Source organism: Dickeya poaceiphila (assembly GCF_007858975.2).
In the GTDB taxonomy this organism is placed as follows: domain Bacteria; phylum Pseudomonadota; class Gammaproteobacteria; order Enterobacterales; family Enterobacteriaceae; genus Dickeya; species Dickeya poaceiphila.
In genome coordinates this window covers 165,387-183,324 of sequence record NZ_CP042220.2, presented here as the reverse complement: position 1 = coordinate 183,324, position 17,938 = coordinate 165,387, and the positions used below count along the sequence as shown (strand labels likewise).

Here is a 17,938-nt window from a genome sequence, read left to right as displayed (position 1 = left end):
GGGTTCTATTTCTCACTATCAACCAGACCGCGAACAAACCAGCGTTGCATCAGTAGCACTACCAACAGCGGCGGCAGCATCGTCATCAGCATCGCCGCCATCACCTGATGCCAGGGCGTCGCCGTGTCGCCGGTGGCGATCATGCTCTGAATCCCGGCGACAGCGGTGCCAAGATGCGGGTCGTTGACGATCAGAAGCGGCCACAGGTACTGGTTCCAGCCATAGATAAAGGTGATGACGAACAGCGCCGCCAGATTGGTTTTAGACAACGGCAACACCATGTCGAAGAAAAAGCGCATCGGGCCGGCGCCGTCGATACGCGCCGCCTCCAGCAGTTCATCCGGCAGCGTCATAAAGAACTGGCGGAACAGAAACGTGGCGGTGGCAGACGCCATCACCGGCAGCGTCAACCCAACATAGCTGTTGGTCATGTTGAGGTGAGAAATCACCTCAACCGTCGGGAAGATACGCACTTCCACCGGCAGCATCAGGGTGGAAAAGATCATCCAGAAAAACAGGTTACGGCATGGGAAACGGAAATAAACAATCGCGTAAGCCGATAACATCGACACGCTGATCTTGCCGATGGTGATCGCCAGCGCCATCACAAAGCTGTTAAACAGCATCAGGCCGAACGGCGCACTATTATTGTCGCCCACGCCGTGCCGCCAGATATAGGCCACGTTTTCCCACAGGTGCCCACCGGGGAGCAGCGACATCGGCACCTGCGACATCTGTTCCTGGCTCATGGTGGCAGCGATAAACGCCACATACAGCGGGAACAACACCACCATAATGGCGACCACCAGCATGACGTGGCTGAAGACATCCAGCCCGCGACGGTTCTCAATCATCCGGCTTGCGGTCATGGCAGACTGGCTCATTGATAATTCACCTTACGCTCGACAAAGCGGAACTGGATAACCGTCAACACGGTCACCACCAGCATCAGCACCACCGACTGCGCCGCCGAACTGGAGAGATCCAGACCGGCGAATCCTTCGCGGTAAATTTTGTAGATTAGCGTAGTGGTCGCCTGCACTGGCCCGCCGCCGGTCGCGGCATCGATAACCGGGAAGGTATCGAAGAAGGCGTAGGTCAGGTTGACCACCAGCAGGAAAAAGCTCACCGGTGAAATCAGCGGCAACACCAGATTGAAGAAACGGCGTACCGGCCCGGCGCCGTCAATCGCCGCCGCTTCGATCAGCGAGCGAGGAATGGACTGTAACGCGGCGAGGAAAAACAGAAAGTTGTAGCTGATTTGCTTCCAGACCGACGCCAGCACCACCAGAAACATCGCCTGACCACTGTACTGCGCGTGGTTCCAGTCATAGCCCCACTGGTGCAGCAGCCAGGTAATCAGCCCCAGACCGGGGTTGAACAGAAACATCCACAACACCGCGGCGACGGCGGGCGCGACGGCATAAGGCAGAATCAGCAACGTCTGGTACAGGCGACTAAAACGCAGGGTGTAATCCACCAGCGCGGCCAGAAATAACGACAACATCAGCCCCGATGCCGCCACCAGAAAGCTGAACAGCAGCGTGGTGTAAAACGAGCCAAGATAATAGCTGTCGTGGAACAGATTGATGAAATTCTCCAGCCCGACGAACTGGCTGGACAGGCCGAACGGGTCAACGCTCTGCACCGAATACCAGAGCGCCTGCCCGGCAGGCCAGATAAAGAAAATCACCGTAATGGCTAGCTGCGGCAACACCAGCAGGTAAGGCAACAGGCTGCGGCCAAAAACAGGGCGGGAAGCACTCATGCACAAGGCTCTCAGAAAACAGGGTTCTCAAGAAAAGACAGGGGTGGCCGACTCCCTTCGGCCCGGAATATGATTACTTGTTCGCCTGTTCGAAGCGACGCAACAGTGCGTTGCCGCGCTCCACAGCAGTATCCAGCGCCTGCTGCGGGGTTTTCTTGCCAGTCCAGACGCTTTCCAGTTCTTCATCCACGATGGTACGAATCTGCGGCATGTTGCCCAGACGCAACCCTTTGGTAAACGGCAGCGGGTCTTTATTCAGCATCTGACGGGTGGCAATATCAGCACCGGGGTTCTTGTCATAGAAACCCTGCTGTTTGGTCAGCTCGTAAGCGGCGGTGGTGATCGGCAGATAGCCGGTCTTCTGGTGCCACTCGGCGGCGATTTCCGGTGTAGACAGGAACTGCATGAATTCCGCCACGCCTTTATAGGTCGCCGCGTCTTTGCCGCTCATCACCCACAGGCTGGCACCACCGATAATCGCGTTCTGCGGCGCGCCTTTCACATCGGCGTCATACGGCATCATCGCCACACCGTAGTTAAATTTGGCGTACTGACGAATATTCGCCAGCGAACCGGATGACGCGGTGGTCATGGCGCAGTCGCCGTTATAGAACTTCTCGGTCGGCTCGTCTTTGCGGCCATAATAGGTGAAGTCCCCTTTCTTGTTCATGTCTTCCAGCATCTGAATATGCTTGACCTGAATCGGTTTATTGAACTCCAGCACCGCATCAAGACCGTCGAACCCGTTGTTTTTAGTGGCGATCGGCAAACCGTGCCAGGCGCTGAAGTTTTCAATCTGAATCCAGCCCTGCCAGCCGCTGGCATAGCCACACTTCATACCAGACGCACGCAGTTTGGCGGTATACTCAGCCATCTGCTGCCAGGTTTTCGGCGGCTGCTCCGGGTCCAGACCCGCTTTTTTGAAGGCGTCTTTGTTGTAATACAGTACTGGCGTCGAGCTGTTGAACGGCTGAGACAGCAGGTGCCCGGTTTTGGCATCAGAGTAGTAACCGGAAACGGTCGGTACGAAAATTTTCTCATCGAACGGCACGTCGGCATCTTTGAATACCTGGTATACCGGCTTGATAGCCTTACTGGCCATCATAGTCGCCGTACCCACTTCATACACCTGCAGGATAGCGGGTGCATTGCCGCTACGAAACGCGGCGATACCGGCTGCCAGGCTCTGCTCGTAGTTGCCTTTGTACACCGGCACGATTTTGACGTCACTGTGAGTCTGGTTGAAACGGTCAGCCAGAGAATTAACGGTCTTACCCAGTTCCCCTTCCATCGAATGCCAGAATGGGATTTCGGTAACCGCCTGCGCCTGTGCGCTGGCAGCCAACGCCATAATGACAACGGCGGCGGTTTTACGGATAGCGTGTTGAAACATGCTGTCTCCTGAGATCATGGTGGGTGCGGATGCGAGTACTGATCGTTGTGAGCGCCATGAGCGAAAAAGCGCACCTTGATATTCGGCAGGTAACATGACACGCAAAAATGACAAAAAAATAACCACTTCATGACAAAAAAATGACAAATGCATACGATTGCACGCTATCAAGAAAGACCGGAAGAATCAGGTGGCAGGTAATGATTTTCTTATTTTTAATCAGCGAATTGTAGAAAAACACCGCACTTATAGACCCGTCCTTGCCGGTTTTACTTTCTCTATGGAGAACCAGCCTCTATGGAGAACCAGCTAGCCGTAGTGACCAGCAAACGGAAGCAGCACCGCAACATGTCAACAACGGTATTATTTGAGCATCACACCAGCAGTACGGCTGTAAAGTGGTTTATTCTCTGACCACAGCGATTTCTTTTTTGCTGTCGTTCCTTAAGGAAAATAGTAAACATATCACCCAATATTATTTTATTGGTAATTTATTTACGGACTTAACACATTAGATTCGACAAAACGCGTACTATTACTTACTCTTATTAGCCAACAAACTTTACTCTAGCTTTTAATCCTAACCACTTATTTATATTAGTTATTTGTTTTAGTGGTTCTTTTTACCACTTCTTATAAAACTATTATCTATCTATTTATTTAGAGAGTTAAGCGAAATAAACAGGAGATCTATCGCACGAACTAAAAAAACATTCATACCAAATAGAATTAACCCAAATTATACAGAGCTAACTTACCTCCTGGACGAGGTCCCAAATGAACGCATGGAATAAACAACGTTAAGGATATCTATGAACGCGCTAAAAAGAATGAAGCTAGGCACCATGCTGAGTGCCGGATTCGCCCTGGTCATCGTGATAGGCTTGCTGGTAGCCGTGTTCGGTCGAACACAACTGGTCATACTGGGTGACCACATCGACCACCTCTCTAACACCACGCTCACCAACATGATGCTCATTCAGGAAGCCAAAACCGGCTTCGATACCAACTCTCGTCTGGTGCGCAATATTGCACTCAGTAACGATCCCGAACGCATTGCGCGTGAAAAACAGCTTATCGACAAGCAGATAGCGCGCAACACCGAAGTACTCAAGCAACTGTCGGAACGGCTGGATACCCCGGAAACGCGCGATCAGCTCAACCAGCTGACGCAGGTGCGCCCGGCTTATTTACAAGCCTTCAATAAAGCTGTCGCACTGGGGATGTCCGACCAATCGGAACAGCGTAATCAGGCACGCAACCTGATCCTCAACGACATGCAAACCGCTCAGGACGGCGTGTTCAAAGCGCTGGACAACATGCTCGACTTTCAAAAGAAAATCACCATGAATGTGGTGGCGGACTCCATGCATAGCGCCCGTTCTGACGGCACGCTGATGCTGGCGCTGGCGCTGGCCGCCACCGTGCTCGGCGCATTAACCGCCTTGCTCATCACCCGTACCGTCAAAGGGCAGTTGGGCGGCGAACCGGCTCACGCGGCCACGGTTGCCCAACGTATATCCGACGGCGATCTGGCTTTCAACGTTGACCTGCGAAATGGCGATAGCCACAGCGTGCTGGCAGCCATGAACGAGATGCGCGAAAAACTGGCGCAAATCGTCACTCAGGTGCGCCAGAGCAGCGAATCTATTGCTACCGGCGCCAGTGAAATCGCCGCCGGCAGCACCGACCTGAGCCAGCGCACCGAAGAACAGGCTGCCAGCCTGCAACAGACCGCCGCCTCTATGGAACAGATGAGTCAAACCATCCGCCAAAACGGCGATACGGTACGTAATGCCAGCACACTGGCACAGTCAGCCAGCTCAACCGCCGCCAAAGGGGGCGAGGCGGTCGGCAACATCGTCCGTACTATGGAAGACATCTCTGCCAGCTCACACAAAATTGGCGACATTATCAGCGTTATCGACGGGATTGCCTTCCAGACCAATATTCTGGCGCTCAACGCCGCAGTCGAAGCCGCTCGTGCCGGCGAACAGGGCCGAGGCTTTGCCGTAGTCGCGGGCGAAGTGAGAAATCTGGCTCAACGTTCTGCTTCCGCTGCCAAGGAAATCAAAGAGCTGATTACCGCCAGCGTCGAAAAAGTGGAAGTGGGTTCAGTACTGGTGCGCGAAGCCGGCTCTACTATCGACGAACTGGTGAAACAGGCGCGTCACGTGGCGGATTTGATCGGTGAAATCGGCGTGACCACCCACGAGCAGGAATCCGGCATTTCGCAGATCAATGATGCAGTAAACCAGCTTGATCAGGTCACTCAGCAAAACGCCTCTCTGGTGGAAGAATCCGCCAGCGCCGCCGACAGCCTGAGCGACCAGGCCGCAAAACTGGTGGAGCTGATGAGCATCTTCAATATCCAGAATACGTTTGGCCGCCAGCCACCTTCGCTGCACAAGCCGGGAACCGAGCAGAAAAAACCAACGCCATCCAGACTGGTGCTGGCAAATAGCGCCGGCAGTAGCGACAACTGGGAACAGTTCTAACCTTTACGTCTCCCCTGACCGCCACAGTAACGTGGCGGTTTCTCGTCAACTCACTTATTTAACGCCCCTTTCCAACTTCCGGTACCAGCACTATATCCACGGCGATAGTTATCGTTATTGAAGACATTCCATTTTTCGACATTACAATATCGTCAATCGATATAAAATAACGCACTTTACCATTATTAAAATCCACAACAAATATCATCAACAATAAAAATCAATGCATTGATTATAAAGAACAAAAAAAACAAAAATCATAATTAACCAAATTTTTACAGCTCTTAATCTATAACAAAGATTCATCGGTTAGATTAATCCCCGACATCACAAATAACCTGGCAGCTTTGCTATTCGTTCTCTTTTATCCGCACCGGTTTGTCGTGATTAAACATAACATATTAGGGGATAAACCATGAGTATTCTGAAGAACTTGAAACTTGCCACGATGCTCGGTGCTGGATTTGCCATCGTACTGATCATCAGCTTTTTTGTTTCCGGCTATGGGCAACTTCAATTACGGCAACAAGGCAGCAATATCAATACATTAGCCAGCGACCAATTAGAAGGGCTACTGCTGGTGCAGGAACTGAAAGATAATCTGAATAGCATCGCTATTGCGATGCGCGAACTGACACTGTTTACCGCACCGGATCAGGTAGAGCGTGATAAACAGCTAATTACCAAAACCATTGCACGAAACAACGAAATTCTAAAACGCATCACCGAGCTGGCGACCACCCCCAAAGAAAAAACACTGCTTGATGCCATCAATCAGGCGCGGCCCGTCAGCCTGGCCGCCACGCAAAAAGCCCTTGCCCTGAGCCTGGATAACAAGCTGGATGAAACCAAAATCGTCATCATGAACGAGGTGAAACCGGCGCAGGAGAATTACTTCAAAGCCATCAATGACATGGTCAGCTACCAGAAAAGCGATACCCGGCGCTCGGCTGACGATGCCAGCGATTCAGCACGTGCCGCCGGCATCTTGATGCTGACGCTCACCGGCGTATCAACCGTACTGGGGATCGCCATCGCCTGGTTGATCACCCGCAGAATCAAAAAGCTGCTGGGCGGCGAACCGGCCTATGCGTCTGACATCGCCCGCCAGATTGCCAGCGGCAACCTCGCCATCAACGTTGAGATGCAACCGGGGGATACCACCAGCCTGCTGGCGGCCATGAACGACATGCGCGCCCGGCTGAGCGGCATTGTGCTGCAGGTGCATGACAGCAGCGCCTCCATTTCCACCGGCTCCAGTGAAATCGCCATCGGCAGCAACGACCTGAGCCGCCGCACCGAGGAGCAAGCCGCCAGCGTGCAAGAGACCGCCGCCTCCATGGAGCAGATTAGCCAGACCATCCGTCAGAACGGTGAAACGGTACGCGAAGCCGCCCAGCTCGCCACCACCGCCAGCCAGACTGCCACCAAAGGCAACGACGTGGTGCGCAACGTTATCACCACCATGGGCGATATCAGCACCAGTTCCCGCAAGATTGGCGATATTATTACCGTGATTGACGGCATTGCCTTCCAGACCAATATTCTGGCGCTCAACGCCGCGGTGGAAGCCGCCCGTGCCGGCGAACAGGGCCGCGGCTTTGCGGTGGTGGCCGGTGAAGTACGCTCACTGGCGCAGCGCTCGGCATCTGCCGCCCGTGAAATCAAAGACCTCATCACCAACAGCATGGAGAAGGTGGAAAGCGGCTCCCAGTTGGTGGCGCACGCCGGTGAAACCATGGCGGATATCGTCACCCAGGCACAGCATGTAGCCGATCTGATCAGCGAAATCGGCGTCACCACACAGGAGCAGGAATCGGGCATTTCGCAAATCAATCAGGCCATTACACAGATGGACAGCGTCACCCAGCAAAACGCCGCCCTGGTGGAAGAATCAACCAGTGCAGCCGAGAGCCTGAGCGACCAGGCGGCAAAACTGGTGGAACTGATGAGTGTGTTTACCATTGAGCACGCCTCAGTCACCCCGTCTTCCCGGCGGCAGCCATCACACACTCCACCGGCATTAAAAAAACCGGCCCCTGCCAGACCGGCACTGGCAAACAAAGGCAGCAACACCGACTGGGAACAGTTCTAACCTTGCTAACCTTTGCCCCTCCCCTGACCGCCACAGTAATGTGGCGGTTTCTGCTTAATCCAACCTCTGACCGCTGATACCTGCACCTGAACAGCAGAAAAGCCATCAATATACCGGTAATACAGAGAATGACAGGTATCACTATTTCACCTTTGGTGATAGGCATTATTTAAAAAAACTACCCGCCTTTATGGTTAAAAAAATGCGCTTTCTCAATATTGGATATTATCACTCGATATAAAATAACCCGCGTTATTATAGATAATATTTTCGCACCATAAAAACCAAAAGCTCAATATGCCGACAACAAAAATAAAGGAAACAAAATTTCACAAAATTCAAATCGTTTCAATTCTTAAGATATAACAAAGATTAATCTATTAAAGTAATCCCTGACATCACAAATGACCTGGCAGCTTTGCTATTCGTTCTATTTTATCCGCACCGGTTTGTCGTGATTAAAAACAACATATAGGGGATAAACATGAGTATTCTGAAGAATTTGAAACTCGCCACGATGCTCGGTATCGGGTTTGCCATCGTGCTGGCCATCAGCTTTTCCGTCTCTGAGTATGGACAGTTTCAGTTACGACAACAAAGCAAAAATATAAATACATTAGCCAGCGATCAGTTGGAAGGGTTGCTGCTGGTACAGGAACTGAAAGATAACCTGAACAGCACCGCCATTGCGATGCGTAACCTGACGCTGTTTAGCGCACCGGATCAGGTAGAGCGGGATAAACAACAAATTACCAAAACCATTGCACGGAACAGTGAAATTCTAAAACGCATCACTGAGCTGGCGACCACCCCCAAAGAAAAAGCACTGCTTGATGCCATTAATCAGGCGCGGCCCACCAGCCTGGCCGCCACGCAAAAAGCCATTGCCCTGAGCCTGAATAACAAGCCGGAGGAAGCCAAAATCGTCATCATGAACGAGGTGAAACCGGCGCAGGAGAATTACTTAAAAGTCATCAACGACATGGTCAGCTACCAGAAAAGCGATACCCGGCAGTCTGCTGATGATGCCAGTGATTCAGCACGCGCCGCCGGCATTCTGATGCTGGCGCTCACCAGCGTGTCAACCGTACTGGGGATCGCCATCGCCTGGCTGATCACCCGCAGAATCAAAAAGCTGCTGGGCGGCGAACCGGCCTATGCGTCTGATATCGCCCGCCAGATTGCCAGCGGCAACCTCGCCATCAATATTGATCTGCAACCGGGAGATACCACCAGCCTGCTGGCGGCCATGAACGATATGCGCGCCCGGCTGAGCAGCATTGTGCAGCAGGTGCATGACAGCAGCGCCGCCATATCCACCGGCTCCAGTGAAATCGCCATCGGCAGCAACGACCTGAGCCGCCGCACCGAGGAGCAGGCATCCAGCGTGCAGCAGACTGCCGCCTCCATGGAGCAGATTAGCCAGACCATCCGCCAGAATAGCGACACCGTGCGCGAAGCCGCCCAGCTCGCCACCGCCGCCAGCCAGACCGCCACCAAAGGCAACGACGTGGTGCACAACGTTATCACCACCATGAACGATATCAGCACCAGTTCCCGCAAGATTGGCGACATCATTACTGTGATTGACGGCATTGCCTTCCAGACCAACATTCTCGCGCTCAACGCCGCGGTGGAAGCCGCCCGCGCCGGCGAACAGGGCCGCGGCTTCGCGGTGGTGGCCGGGGAAGTGCGCTCACTGGCGCAGCGCTCGGCATCTGCCGCCCGTGAAATCAAAGACCTCATCACCAGCAGCATGGAGAAGGTGGAAAGCGGCTCCCAACTGGTGATGCACGCCGGTGATACCATGACCGATATCGTCACCCAGGCGCAACATGTCGCTGAACTGATTAGCGAAATCGGCACCAGCACGCAGGAGCAGGAAGCCGGTATCTCGCAAATCAACCAATCCATCACCCAGATGGATGGCGTCACCCAGCAAAACGCGGCGTTGGTTGAAGAATCAACCAGTGCTGCCGAGAGCCTGAGCGACCAGGCGGCAAAACTGGTGGAGCTGATGAGTGTGTTTACCATTGAGCACGCCTCGGCGGCGCCCCGGCAGCAACCACCACGCACCCCGCCGGCATTAAAAAAACCGGTTCTTTCCCGACCGGCACTGGCGACGAAAGCGAAAAAAAGCAGCAGCAACGACTGGGAACAGTTCTGACTCTGCTAACCGTTTACCCCGCCCCTGACCGCCACAGTAATGTGGCGGTTTCTTTTTCGCTCTTCCCTGAAAATCAACACCAACCACTGGCAGTGAATACCGTTCGAATGCATTGAGTCATGTCACTAGCGATATAATATATTTAATTAATTTTTTAAAAAGTTTAATAAATAGCATTATTGCCATTACATTAAAATATCTTAATAAATAAAAAATGCTATTGTTATGGTTTGTCGACAAACCCATAAAAACCTTACATACTTATATTTGTTCAGGAAGAGCCTTCATCTCAGGTATTTAAAATACCTGAATATAATATGCTACAGATTTTTTGCCTTGAATTAGAGTTATGAATAAATTAACGGTTTAGTATACACCTGCAGGCCAATATTTCTCTGGCAAAGCGTTTCTGCCAATGGGGTTTTATTGCCTAAAACACACTATATGGAAGCCACTATCTATATCCGAAATAATTCGAATTGCAGGAAATAAGCAGCGTTTACCGCGGCTCTGCATAGGCCAGACCACGAAACTAACCTGCCCGCAGAGTGAAGTATTTCAGGTATCCCAAGGATAAAATAAATCTTATATAAGATAAGGTTAAGGTGACGCTATGCGTTTTTTTAAAGAAATGAAGTTAAGCTCTATGTTAGGTACTGGGTTCGCAATGGTAATTGCTATCGGTTTTCTGGTGGCGATTTATGGTCAGCTTCAGTTACGCCATCTCAGCACTGATATTCAGATGTTATCAAAAGACAGAATCACCAATCTGCTGCTGATACAGGAATACAAAGACAACATGAATATTGTCGCCAGGGTAGTCAGGAATATTGTATTGCTTTCTGATTCACAGCAAATGGTGGTGGAGAAGCAGCGTATTGATAGCACGGCATCTAGAAATGACGAGATTATTGCCATGCTCCATAAAGTAGCGGTCACCCCTGAACAGAAAACCCTGCTTGCTCAGCTTGAGCAAAGCCGTCCGGTTTATCAGGAGGCACTCAGAAGAGCTATCGAAAAAGGAATGGAGAACAAAGACGACGAGGCAAGAAACCTAATCCTCACCGAGGTACGCCGCACTCAGGAGACGCTATTCAAAATTATCGACACCATGCTGCTCTACCAAAAAAGCGCCACCACCACGACGGCTAACAATTCGGAATCTCAAGCCAGCAATGCCGGTATACTGATGTTATCGCTGGCAGCATTGATTGCCCTTGCTGGTAGCCTGATCGCTGGGTTGATCACTCGTCGTATTAAAGGGCAACTGGGCGGTGAACCCGCTTATGCCTCGCATATCGCCCAACAGGTGGCACAGGGCGACCTGTCTGTGGATGTGATGCTCAAGACTGACGACCAGCGCAGCCTGCTGGCCGCTATGCGCACCATGCGTGATAGCCTCAGCCATATCGTCAGCCAGGTGCGCCAGAGCAGCGAATCCATCGCTACCGGCTCCCAGCAAATCGCCATGGGCAACGCCGACCTGAGCAGTCGTACCGAAGAGCAGGCCGCCAGTCTGCAACAAACCGCCGCCTCCATGGAGCAGATTAGCCAGACCATCCGCCAGAACGGTGAAACAGTGCGTGAAGCCGCACAGCTCGCCACTCATGCCAGCGATACCGCCGCCAAAGGCAGCGAAGTGGTGGGTAATGTCATCCGTACTATGGACGATATTACTGCCAGTTCGCGCAAAATCGGCGATATCATCAGCATGATCGACGGCATCGCTTTCCAGACCAATATTCTGGCGCTGAATGCGGCGGTGGAAGCCGCCCGTGCCGGGGAACAGGGCCGCGGTTTTGCGGTAGTCGCCGGTGAAGTGCGTTCGCTGGCGCAGCGCTCGGCATCTGCTGCCCGTGAAATTAAGGCGCTGATCACCGAAAGCATGGAAAAAGTGGAAAATGGCACGCAGTTGGTCGGCCACGCCGGCGCGACCATGGATGACATCGTAACGCAGGCACGGCGCGTCGCTGAGCTGGTCAGTGAAATCGGCGTCACCACAGCCGAACAGGAGTCCGGCATCAGCCAGATTAACCAAGCGGTCAACCAGCTCGATCAGGTTACCCAGCAAAACGCCGCGCTGGTGGAAGAATCGGCCAGCGCCGCCGATAGCCTGAGTGCTCAGGCCCGTCATCTGGTGCAGTTGATGAATGTCTTCGTGGTCACAGACAATCACCACCAACATCAATATGCCGAATATCACCCCCATACTGATTTAAGACTGGCGCTTGCATCACGCTAATCCAGCGTATAACACGTCATTCTGATTAATACATTGGGGAAGAGGAAGACAGATGCCAACTCCCCTTATATACCCATTATATTTCACATTTTAGGTTTCATCTTTTTTGCCCATGAACATATATTTATTACGTCATAATATTTAACTTTATTAAATATTTTAACGGATGATGTTTTATCAGGAAATCAAAAATCTACGATTATTTTTGCTCGTTTTTTTCACGTGCCATATCGATAAAAACCGGAATATATTTTGTTAAAAAATTAATTAACTAAAAAATCATTAACTTACCCACTAATGAAAGGTTGAGTTCAATCTGCCATGGAGTATTTCGGCTACGTTTTGTCGCCATTCTCATGGCTAACCAATATACACATTCGCTTCACACCAGGGAGGCGAACCCATTTATTACGGCAACGCCAAATACGACGGCAACACTAAAATAGAATAAGGTACATAATGAAAACACTAAAAAACATGAAACTCAGCACGATGCTTGGGTCGGGTTTTACACTGGTCATTTTGATCAGTTTTATCATCGCGATTTTTGGACGCAATCAGTTAATTCATATAGGCGATAATCTGGATTATTTGTCCAATAATCGTCTGAATAACCTGATTATTATGCAGGACATTAAAGACAACATGAATGCGGCTGCCCGCATTGTTCGGGAAAGCGCAATACAGACTGACGCGACTCATCTCACTCAGGAAAAACACGATCTTGAGCAGCTAATCGACCGAAACAACCGCTTGCTCAAGCTGTTGGATGAAAGGCTGAAACGGAAACAGTCACGTGAATTGCTGGCGCAGCTCAATCAGGCACGCCCACCTTATTCCAATGCGGTGCGCAAAGTGATGGAACTGAGCCTGTCCGGCCAACAGGAGCAAGCGAGAGCATTTATTTTAGGCGATCTGCTGACCACGCAGGCCACACTATTCAACGTGATGGATACCATGATCAACCGACACAAGAATGACACTATCGCCATGTCTCTGAGCTTCATGGAGGGTGCCCGTGATTCCGGCACGCTGTTGTTGATCGTGGCCGCCATCAGCGCCTTGCTGGCGGCTCTGGTGTCCTGGCTGATTACCCGCCAGGTGAAAGGGCAACTGGGCGGCGAACCGGCTTATGCCTCGCATATCGCCGAACAGGTGGCGCAGGGTGATTTGTCTGTGGATGTTCAGTTGAAAACCAACGACCAGCATAGCCTGCTGGCTTCCATGCGCACCATGCGCGATAGCCTCAGCCATATCGTCAGTCAGGTGCGCCAGAGCAGCGAGTCCATCGCCATCGGGTCGCAGCAAATCGCCATCGGTAACGCTGATCTCAGCCAGCGCACCGAGGAACAGGCCGCCAGCGTGCAAGAAACCGCCGCCTCCATGGAGCAGATGAGCCAGACCATTCGCCAGAACGGTGAAACGGTACGCGAAGCCGCCCAACTCGCCATCGCCGCCAGCCAGACGGCCACCAAAGGCAACGACGTGGTGCGCAACGTTATCGCCACCATGGACGATATCAGCACCAGTTCCCGCAAGATTGGCGACATCATTACCGTGATTGACGGCATTGCTTTCCAGACCAACATTCTCGCGCTCAACGCCGCGGTGGAAGCCGCCCGTGCCGGCGAACAGGGCCGCGGCTTCGCGGTGGTGGCCGGGGAAGTGCGCTCACTGGCGCAGCGCTCGGCATCTGCCGCCCGTGAAATCAAAGACCTCATCACCAGCAGCATGGAGAAGGTGGAAAGCGGCTCCCAGTTGGTGGCGCACGCCGGTGATACCATGACGGATGTCGTCACCCAGGCACAGCATGTGGCCGAGCTGATCAGCGAAATCGGCGTTACCACCCACGAGCAGGAATCGGGGATTTCGCAAATCAATCAGGCCATCGCCCAGATGGACAGCGTCATCCAGCAAAATGCCGCATTAGTTGAAGAATCCGCCAGTGCAGCCGACAGCCTGAGCAATCAGGCGACAAAACTGGTGGAATTGGTGAGCGTATTTACCGTTGAACGCACACCAGAAAATACCCCTCCTCGCCGACAGTTGCACACTGCGCCGGAATTAAAAAAACCAGCGCCCATCAAACTGACGCTGGCAAGCCCTATCGGCAATAGTAACGGCTGGGAACGGTTCTAAGCGTTGCTTCTCTAACCATTGTCTCCCTTGACCGCCACAGTGATGTGGCGGTTTTCCTCAGGTAAACGCCTGACGTCCAGGCCTCTAATTTTTGAACCACGGGGAAGTGCAAGAAAGCGGCCAGCCACGCCGGCATCATGATAGCCAAGGCACATCTGCATCAGTACATAATAATTAAAATTAAAATAATCACACATTGGAAATTTAATAAAAAATAAATATCGCACTTGATAGACAAATGACCGTTTTACTCCCATAGTCATATTGTCAGCCTAATGAATATTTCCACGGAAGACCTCATCTGCCAGTCCGGCACCTATCAGAATGACTTGAGTGCTGACACCTGATTGACTTTCTTTCTATGCACCTTCCTACGGTGTCATAGCCCAACACCAGATAATAGGTCTTCACTGGATTAAAACAGTGCGACGATATTTTTTCCAAAATACATCGCACTGATAACCGTATACAAAAACGTAACATACCTGAGCCCACCTGATGGACTGAGAAGATTCGTTATTAGTATTTTCCAGCAGAAGGTCGTGTGTTTGATATAAATCGAAATAACGCAGTCACAATCTATGGCAGGCGTATCAGGTAACCATGTCATATGACACGGTGATGGTATCCCTTTGTTCTGGCACAGCGCTTTGCATCACCTATGTGAACGAAGACATTGACACACAGGCACGGAACACGATGAACAGATTAAAAAACATGAAACTCAATACGATGATTGGCGCAGGTTTTGCTGTCGTCATTATTATCGGATTTTTAGTCGCTACATTCGGTAAAACACAGCTACGAGAATTAAGTTCAGATATTAAAACACTTTCCCAAAACCGCATCGTTAAATTACTGCTCATACAATCCTATAAGGATAATATGATCGTCATAACCAATTCCGTGCGAAATATGGTTATGCTCACCGATGTCACCAAAATGAGTCTGGAGAAAAAGAAAATTGATGAAACTGTGGAAAAAAATGCCGCTATCATCACTAAATTAAAATCCATGACCAGTGATGCGAGCGGCCAACAGTTTATCAATAACCTGGCCAATGCCCGACCAGAGGCAGTCGCCGCACTGAGTAAGGCCATTGCACTGGCGCAGGCCAATCGCAATGAAGAAGCCCGGAATACCATCCTCAACGAGATGCAGCCCGCGCAAGACAAGTTGATTGCGGCTATTGATGACATCGTCACCTACCAGAAAAATGCCACCAACGATCTGGCATCCGTTGCGGAAGCTCAGGCAGACAATGCCGGTAATACGATGTTTACTCTGGCTATCGGGGCCATGATGATCGGTGCGCTTATCTCCTGGGTGATTACCCATCACGTCAAAGGAACGCTCGGAGGAGAACCGGCTGAAGCCACCTATATTGCCCAGCAAATCGCACAAGGTAATCTGGCGCTGACGATACCGCTACGGGAAAACGATAATCACAGCTTACTGGCGGCCCTTGAGGTGATGCGCAACAGTTTAAGTCACATCGTCGATCAGGTTCGCCAAAGCAGCTATTCGATTGCGATGGGCGCCAGCGAGATAGCCAGCGGTACCAACGATCTCAGCCAGCGTACCGAAGAGCAGGCCGCCAGCCTGCAACAGACTGCGGCATCCATGGAGCAAATCAGCAACGCGGTCAGTCATAATGTGGAAATTGTCCACCACGTTACGGAACTGGCTAGCAATGCCAACAGCACAGCCCACAAAGCTAACGATGTGGTCAGCAATGTGATTCATGTGATGAACGATATCAGCAATAGCTCGCAAAAGATTGTTGATATTATCCAGTTAATCGACAGCATTGCTTTTCAAACTAATATTCTGGCGCTCAACGCCGGAGTAGAAGCCGCCCGCGCCGGGGAAGAAGGGAAGGGGTTTGCCGTGGTCGCCAGTGAAGTACGCTCGCTGGCACAGCACGCTGCCAGTGCAGCACACGACATTAAAACCCTGATTACAGAAAGCGTACAAAAAATCGAAACAGGAGCTGATCTGGTCACCAATGCAGGCAGCACCATGAGCGATATCTTGCAACAGACCAAACAGGTTGCCGAACTGATCAGTGAAATCGGCATCTCTACCAGCGAACAACAACTGGGGATCTCACAAATCAACACGGCAGTAGCGCAATTGGATCAGGTCACGCATCAGAATGCGGCGCTGGTGGAAGAATCGGCCACTGCGACCGATAGCCTGAGCCATCAGGCCGCCCATCTGGTGGACGTGATCAAAGTGTTTGTGGTGGAGGAAACTATTTCACGCAGACGACTGGATATGAACGACCCGGCCCACATTGCCGATGTTCCCATGGGACACAATCTGGTTATACATTGATTGATAAAATACCCAGGGTGAAACCACTGTCTTCACCCTGGGGTTTTTATCCCCTCTGCCTCATCCGCCAGATATGAAGCGCACGCGGCACAGAAAGCATGATACCGGTTACAGCGCACGGCGCAGGCGCGCCACCGCTTCATGCATCTGCTCTTCGGTCGCGGTAGCGAACGACAAGCGCAGCGTTGACTGGTCCGGCTTATCGGCAAAGAAGAACTCGCCGGGCACGAACACCACGCCCTGCGCCAGTGTTTTCTGCAGCCAGGCGGTGGTATCAAACGGCTGACGAAAACGCGCCCACAAGAACATGCCGCCTTTCGGCTGATTGAAGCTGATGACATCGCCCAGTTCACGTTCCATCAATTCAGACAAGAGTTCGCCTTTCTGGCGGTAAGCCTGACGGATTTTGTCAATCTGCGCCGGCAAGCGCCCACTTCCCAGATAGTATTCCACGATAGTCTGCGACAACGAACTGGCGTGCAGGTCGGCAGCCTGTTTGATGATCGCCACGTTATGCAGCAACCATTCCGGCAGAATCGCCCAGCCTAAACGCAGCCCCGGTGCCAGAATTTTGGAAAACGACGAGGTATAGACCACGCGGTCGGCATGACCGGCTTCTTTCGCCAACTGGTAAATAGTGGCATGGCGTTCCTCGGTGAAACGCAACTCGCCATACGGGTCGTCTTCTACAATCAGGAAATCGTGGCGGGCAGCCAGCGCTACCAGTTGGCGGCGACGCGCGTCGCTCAGGGTCACACCGCTAGGGTTGCCGAAGTTCGGCACCAGATAGACACCCTTGATGCGCGTGGTTTCCAACAGAGCGGCCAGTTCATCCACCACCATGCCGTTTTCGTCGGACGATACCGACATCACCTGCGCTTCCGCCAGTTGCAGCGTTTGCAACGCCGCCAGATAAGTCGGGCGCTCCACCACAAAAATATCCTGCGGATTGGCGGTGGCGCGCATCACCAGATCCAGCGCCTGCTGGGAACCAGCGGTGACCACAATATCCTGCGCCTGCGCGTGCACGCCACGCAGGGCGCACAGCTCAGCGATGCGCTCGCGCAGCAGCGGGCTGCCTTCGGTCAGGCCATACTGAAACGCCGATTTCGGCTGCTCAGTAATCGCCCGTTGGGTTGCTTCATTCAGGCCCTGGAAATCAAACAACGCATCAGAAGGAATGCCGCCCGCCAACGAAATCACGCCGTCCATTTTGCTGTGCTTGAGCAATTCACGAATCGCGGAGCTTTTCAGGCGCGCCATGCGCTGCGCCAGTAACCCATCCGTTGACATCTC

Annotated in this window: 11 protein-coding genes; 6 read left to right on the top strand and 5 right to left on the bottom strand. The window is 52.1% G+C overall.

All coding sequences use genetic code 11. From position 1 onward, the window contains the following. Window positions 1–5 precede the first annotated feature (5 nt). The 3 genes from ugpE to ugpB form a co-directional block, all read right to left on the bottom strand. The gene (ugpE, locus tag Dpoa569_RS00765) at window positions 6–854 is read right to left on the bottom strand and encodes a sn-glycerol-3-phosphate ABC transporter permease UgpE (RefSeq protein ID WP_042873708.1); all 849 of its coding nucleotides are present in this window, start codon (window positions 852–854) and stop codon (window positions 6–8) included. Window positions 855–880: 26 nt separating this feature from the next. Continuing rightward, window positions 881–1,768, bottom strand: a complete 888-nt coding sequence (gene ugpA, locus Dpoa569_RS00760) for a sn-glycerol-3-phosphate ABC transporter permease UgpA (RefSeq protein WP_042867713.1) — start codon at window positions 1,766–1,768, stop codon at window positions 881–883. A 73-nt stretch (window positions 1,769–1,841) separates the two neighbouring features. Further along, a complete protein-coding gene (gene ugpB / locus Dpoa569_RS00755; protein WP_042867711.1) occupies window positions 1,842–3,161 on the bottom strand; it encodes a sn-glycerol-3-phosphate ABC transporter substrate-binding protein UgpB in 1,320 nt (439 codons plus the stop codon). Window positions 3,162–3,973: 812 nt separating this feature from the next. On the opposite strand from ugpB, the gene Dpoa569_RS00750 reads away from it, so the two are divergent. The 5 genes from Dpoa569_RS00750 to Dpoa569_RS00730 all read left to right on the top strand — a co-directional run bounded on the left by Dpoa569_RS00750 (window position 3,974) and on the right by Dpoa569_RS00730 (window position 14,302). Then, window positions 3,974–5,659, top strand: coding sequence for a methyl-accepting chemotaxis protein (locus tag Dpoa569_RS00750; RefSeq protein ID WP_042867709.1), 1,686 nt, complete (start codon window positions 3,974–3,976; stop codon window positions 5,657–5,659). Window positions 5,660–6,074: 415 nt separating this feature from the next. Beyond that, a complete protein-coding gene (locus Dpoa569_RS00745) occupies window positions 6,075–7,754 on the top strand; it encodes a methyl-accepting chemotaxis protein (protein WP_146410945.1) in 1,680 nt (559 codons plus the stop codon). Window positions 7,755–8,238: 484 nt separating this feature from the next. Continuing rightward, window positions 8,239–9,921, top strand: coding sequence for a methyl-accepting chemotaxis protein (locus tag Dpoa569_RS00740; protein WP_042867705.1), 1,683 nt, complete (start codon window positions 8,239–8,241; stop codon window positions 9,919–9,921). A gap of 613 nt (window positions 9,922–10,534) precedes the next feature. After that, complete coding sequence (locus Dpoa569_RS00735) at window positions 10,535–12,163, top strand: methyl-accepting chemotaxis protein (protein ID WP_146410942.1); 1,629 nt, start codon at window positions 10,535–10,537, stop codon at window positions 12,161–12,163. A 459-nt stretch (window positions 12,164–12,622) separates the two neighbouring features. Further along, window positions 12,623–14,302: a methyl-accepting chemotaxis protein gene (locus Dpoa569_RS00730; RefSeq protein ID WP_042867700.1), complete on the top strand. Its 1,680-nt coding sequence runs from the start codon at window positions 12,623–12,625 to the stop codon at window positions 14,300–14,302. An 11-nt stretch (window positions 14,303–14,313) separates the two neighbouring features. Here Dpoa569_RS00730 and Dpoa569_RS00725 read toward each other — a convergent pair whose 3' ends face one another. Further along, a complete protein-coding gene (locus Dpoa569_RS00725) occupies window positions 14,314–14,565 on the bottom strand; it encodes a hypothetical protein (protein WP_128569649.1) in 252 nt (83 codons plus the stop codon). Between the two features lie 436 nt (window positions 14,566–15,001). Between Dpoa569_RS00725 and Dpoa569_RS00720 the strand changes: the two genes are divergently transcribed. After that, window positions 15,002–16,642: a methyl-accepting chemotaxis protein gene (locus tag Dpoa569_RS00720; RefSeq protein WP_042867698.1), complete on the top strand. Its 1,641-nt coding sequence runs from the start codon at window positions 15,002–15,004 to the stop codon at window positions 16,640–16,642. 108 nt (window positions 16,643–16,750) lie between these two features. Here Dpoa569_RS00720 and Dpoa569_RS00715 read toward each other — a convergent pair whose 3' ends face one another. Continuing rightward, a complete protein-coding gene (locus Dpoa569_RS00715) occupies window positions 16,751–17,935 on the bottom strand; it encodes an aminotransferase-like domain-containing protein (RefSeq protein ID WP_042867696.1) in 1,185 nt (394 codons plus the stop codon). Between the last annotated feature and the right edge of the window lie 3 nt (window positions 17,936–17,938).

Excerpts from the sequence above, each read along its gene's own strand:
- Dpoa569_RS00725 (WP_128569649.1), bottom strand. The coding sequence starts at position 14,565 with ATGACTATGGGAGTAAAACGGTCATTTGTCTATCAAGTGCGATATTTA.
- Dpoa569_RS00750 (WP_042867709.1), top strand. The coding sequence starts at position 3,974 with ATGAACGCGCTAAAAAGAATGAAGCTAGGCACCATGCTGAGTGCCGGA.
- Dpoa569_RS00730 (WP_042867700.1), top strand. The coding sequence starts at position 12,623 with ATGAAAACACTAAAAAACATGAAACTCAGCACGATGCTTGGGTCGGGT.
- ugpE (WP_042873708.1), bottom strand. The coding sequence starts at position 854 with ATGATTGAGAACCGTCGCGGGCTGGATGTCTTCAGCCACGTCATGCTG.
- Dpoa569_RS00715 (WP_042867696.1), bottom strand. The coding sequence starts at position 17,935 with ATGTCAACGGATGGGTTACTGGCGCAGCGCATGGCGCGCCTGAAAAGC.
- ugpB (WP_042867711.1), bottom strand. The coding sequence starts at position 3,161 with ATGTTTCAACACGCTATCCGTAAAACCGCCGCCGTTGTCATTATGGCG.
- Dpoa569_RS00745 (WP_146410945.1), top strand. The coding sequence starts at position 6,075 with ATGAGTATTCTGAAGAACTTGAAACTTGCCACGATGCTCGGTGCTGGA.
- Dpoa569_RS00735 (WP_146410942.1), top strand. The coding sequence starts at position 10,535 with ATGCGTTTTTTTAAAGAAATGAAGTTAAGCTCTATGTTAGGTACTGGG.
- Dpoa569_RS00720 (WP_042867698.1), top strand. The coding sequence starts at position 15,002 with ATGAACAGATTAAAAAACATGAAACTCAATACGATGATTGGCGCAGGT.
- Dpoa569_RS00740 (WP_042867705.1), top strand. The coding sequence starts at position 8,239 with ATGAGTATTCTGAAGAATTTGAAACTCGCCACGATGCTCGGTATCGGG.
- ugpA (WP_042867713.1), bottom strand. The coding sequence starts at position 1,768 with ATGAGTGCTTCCCGCCCTGTTTTTGGCCGCAGCCTGTTGCCTTACCTG.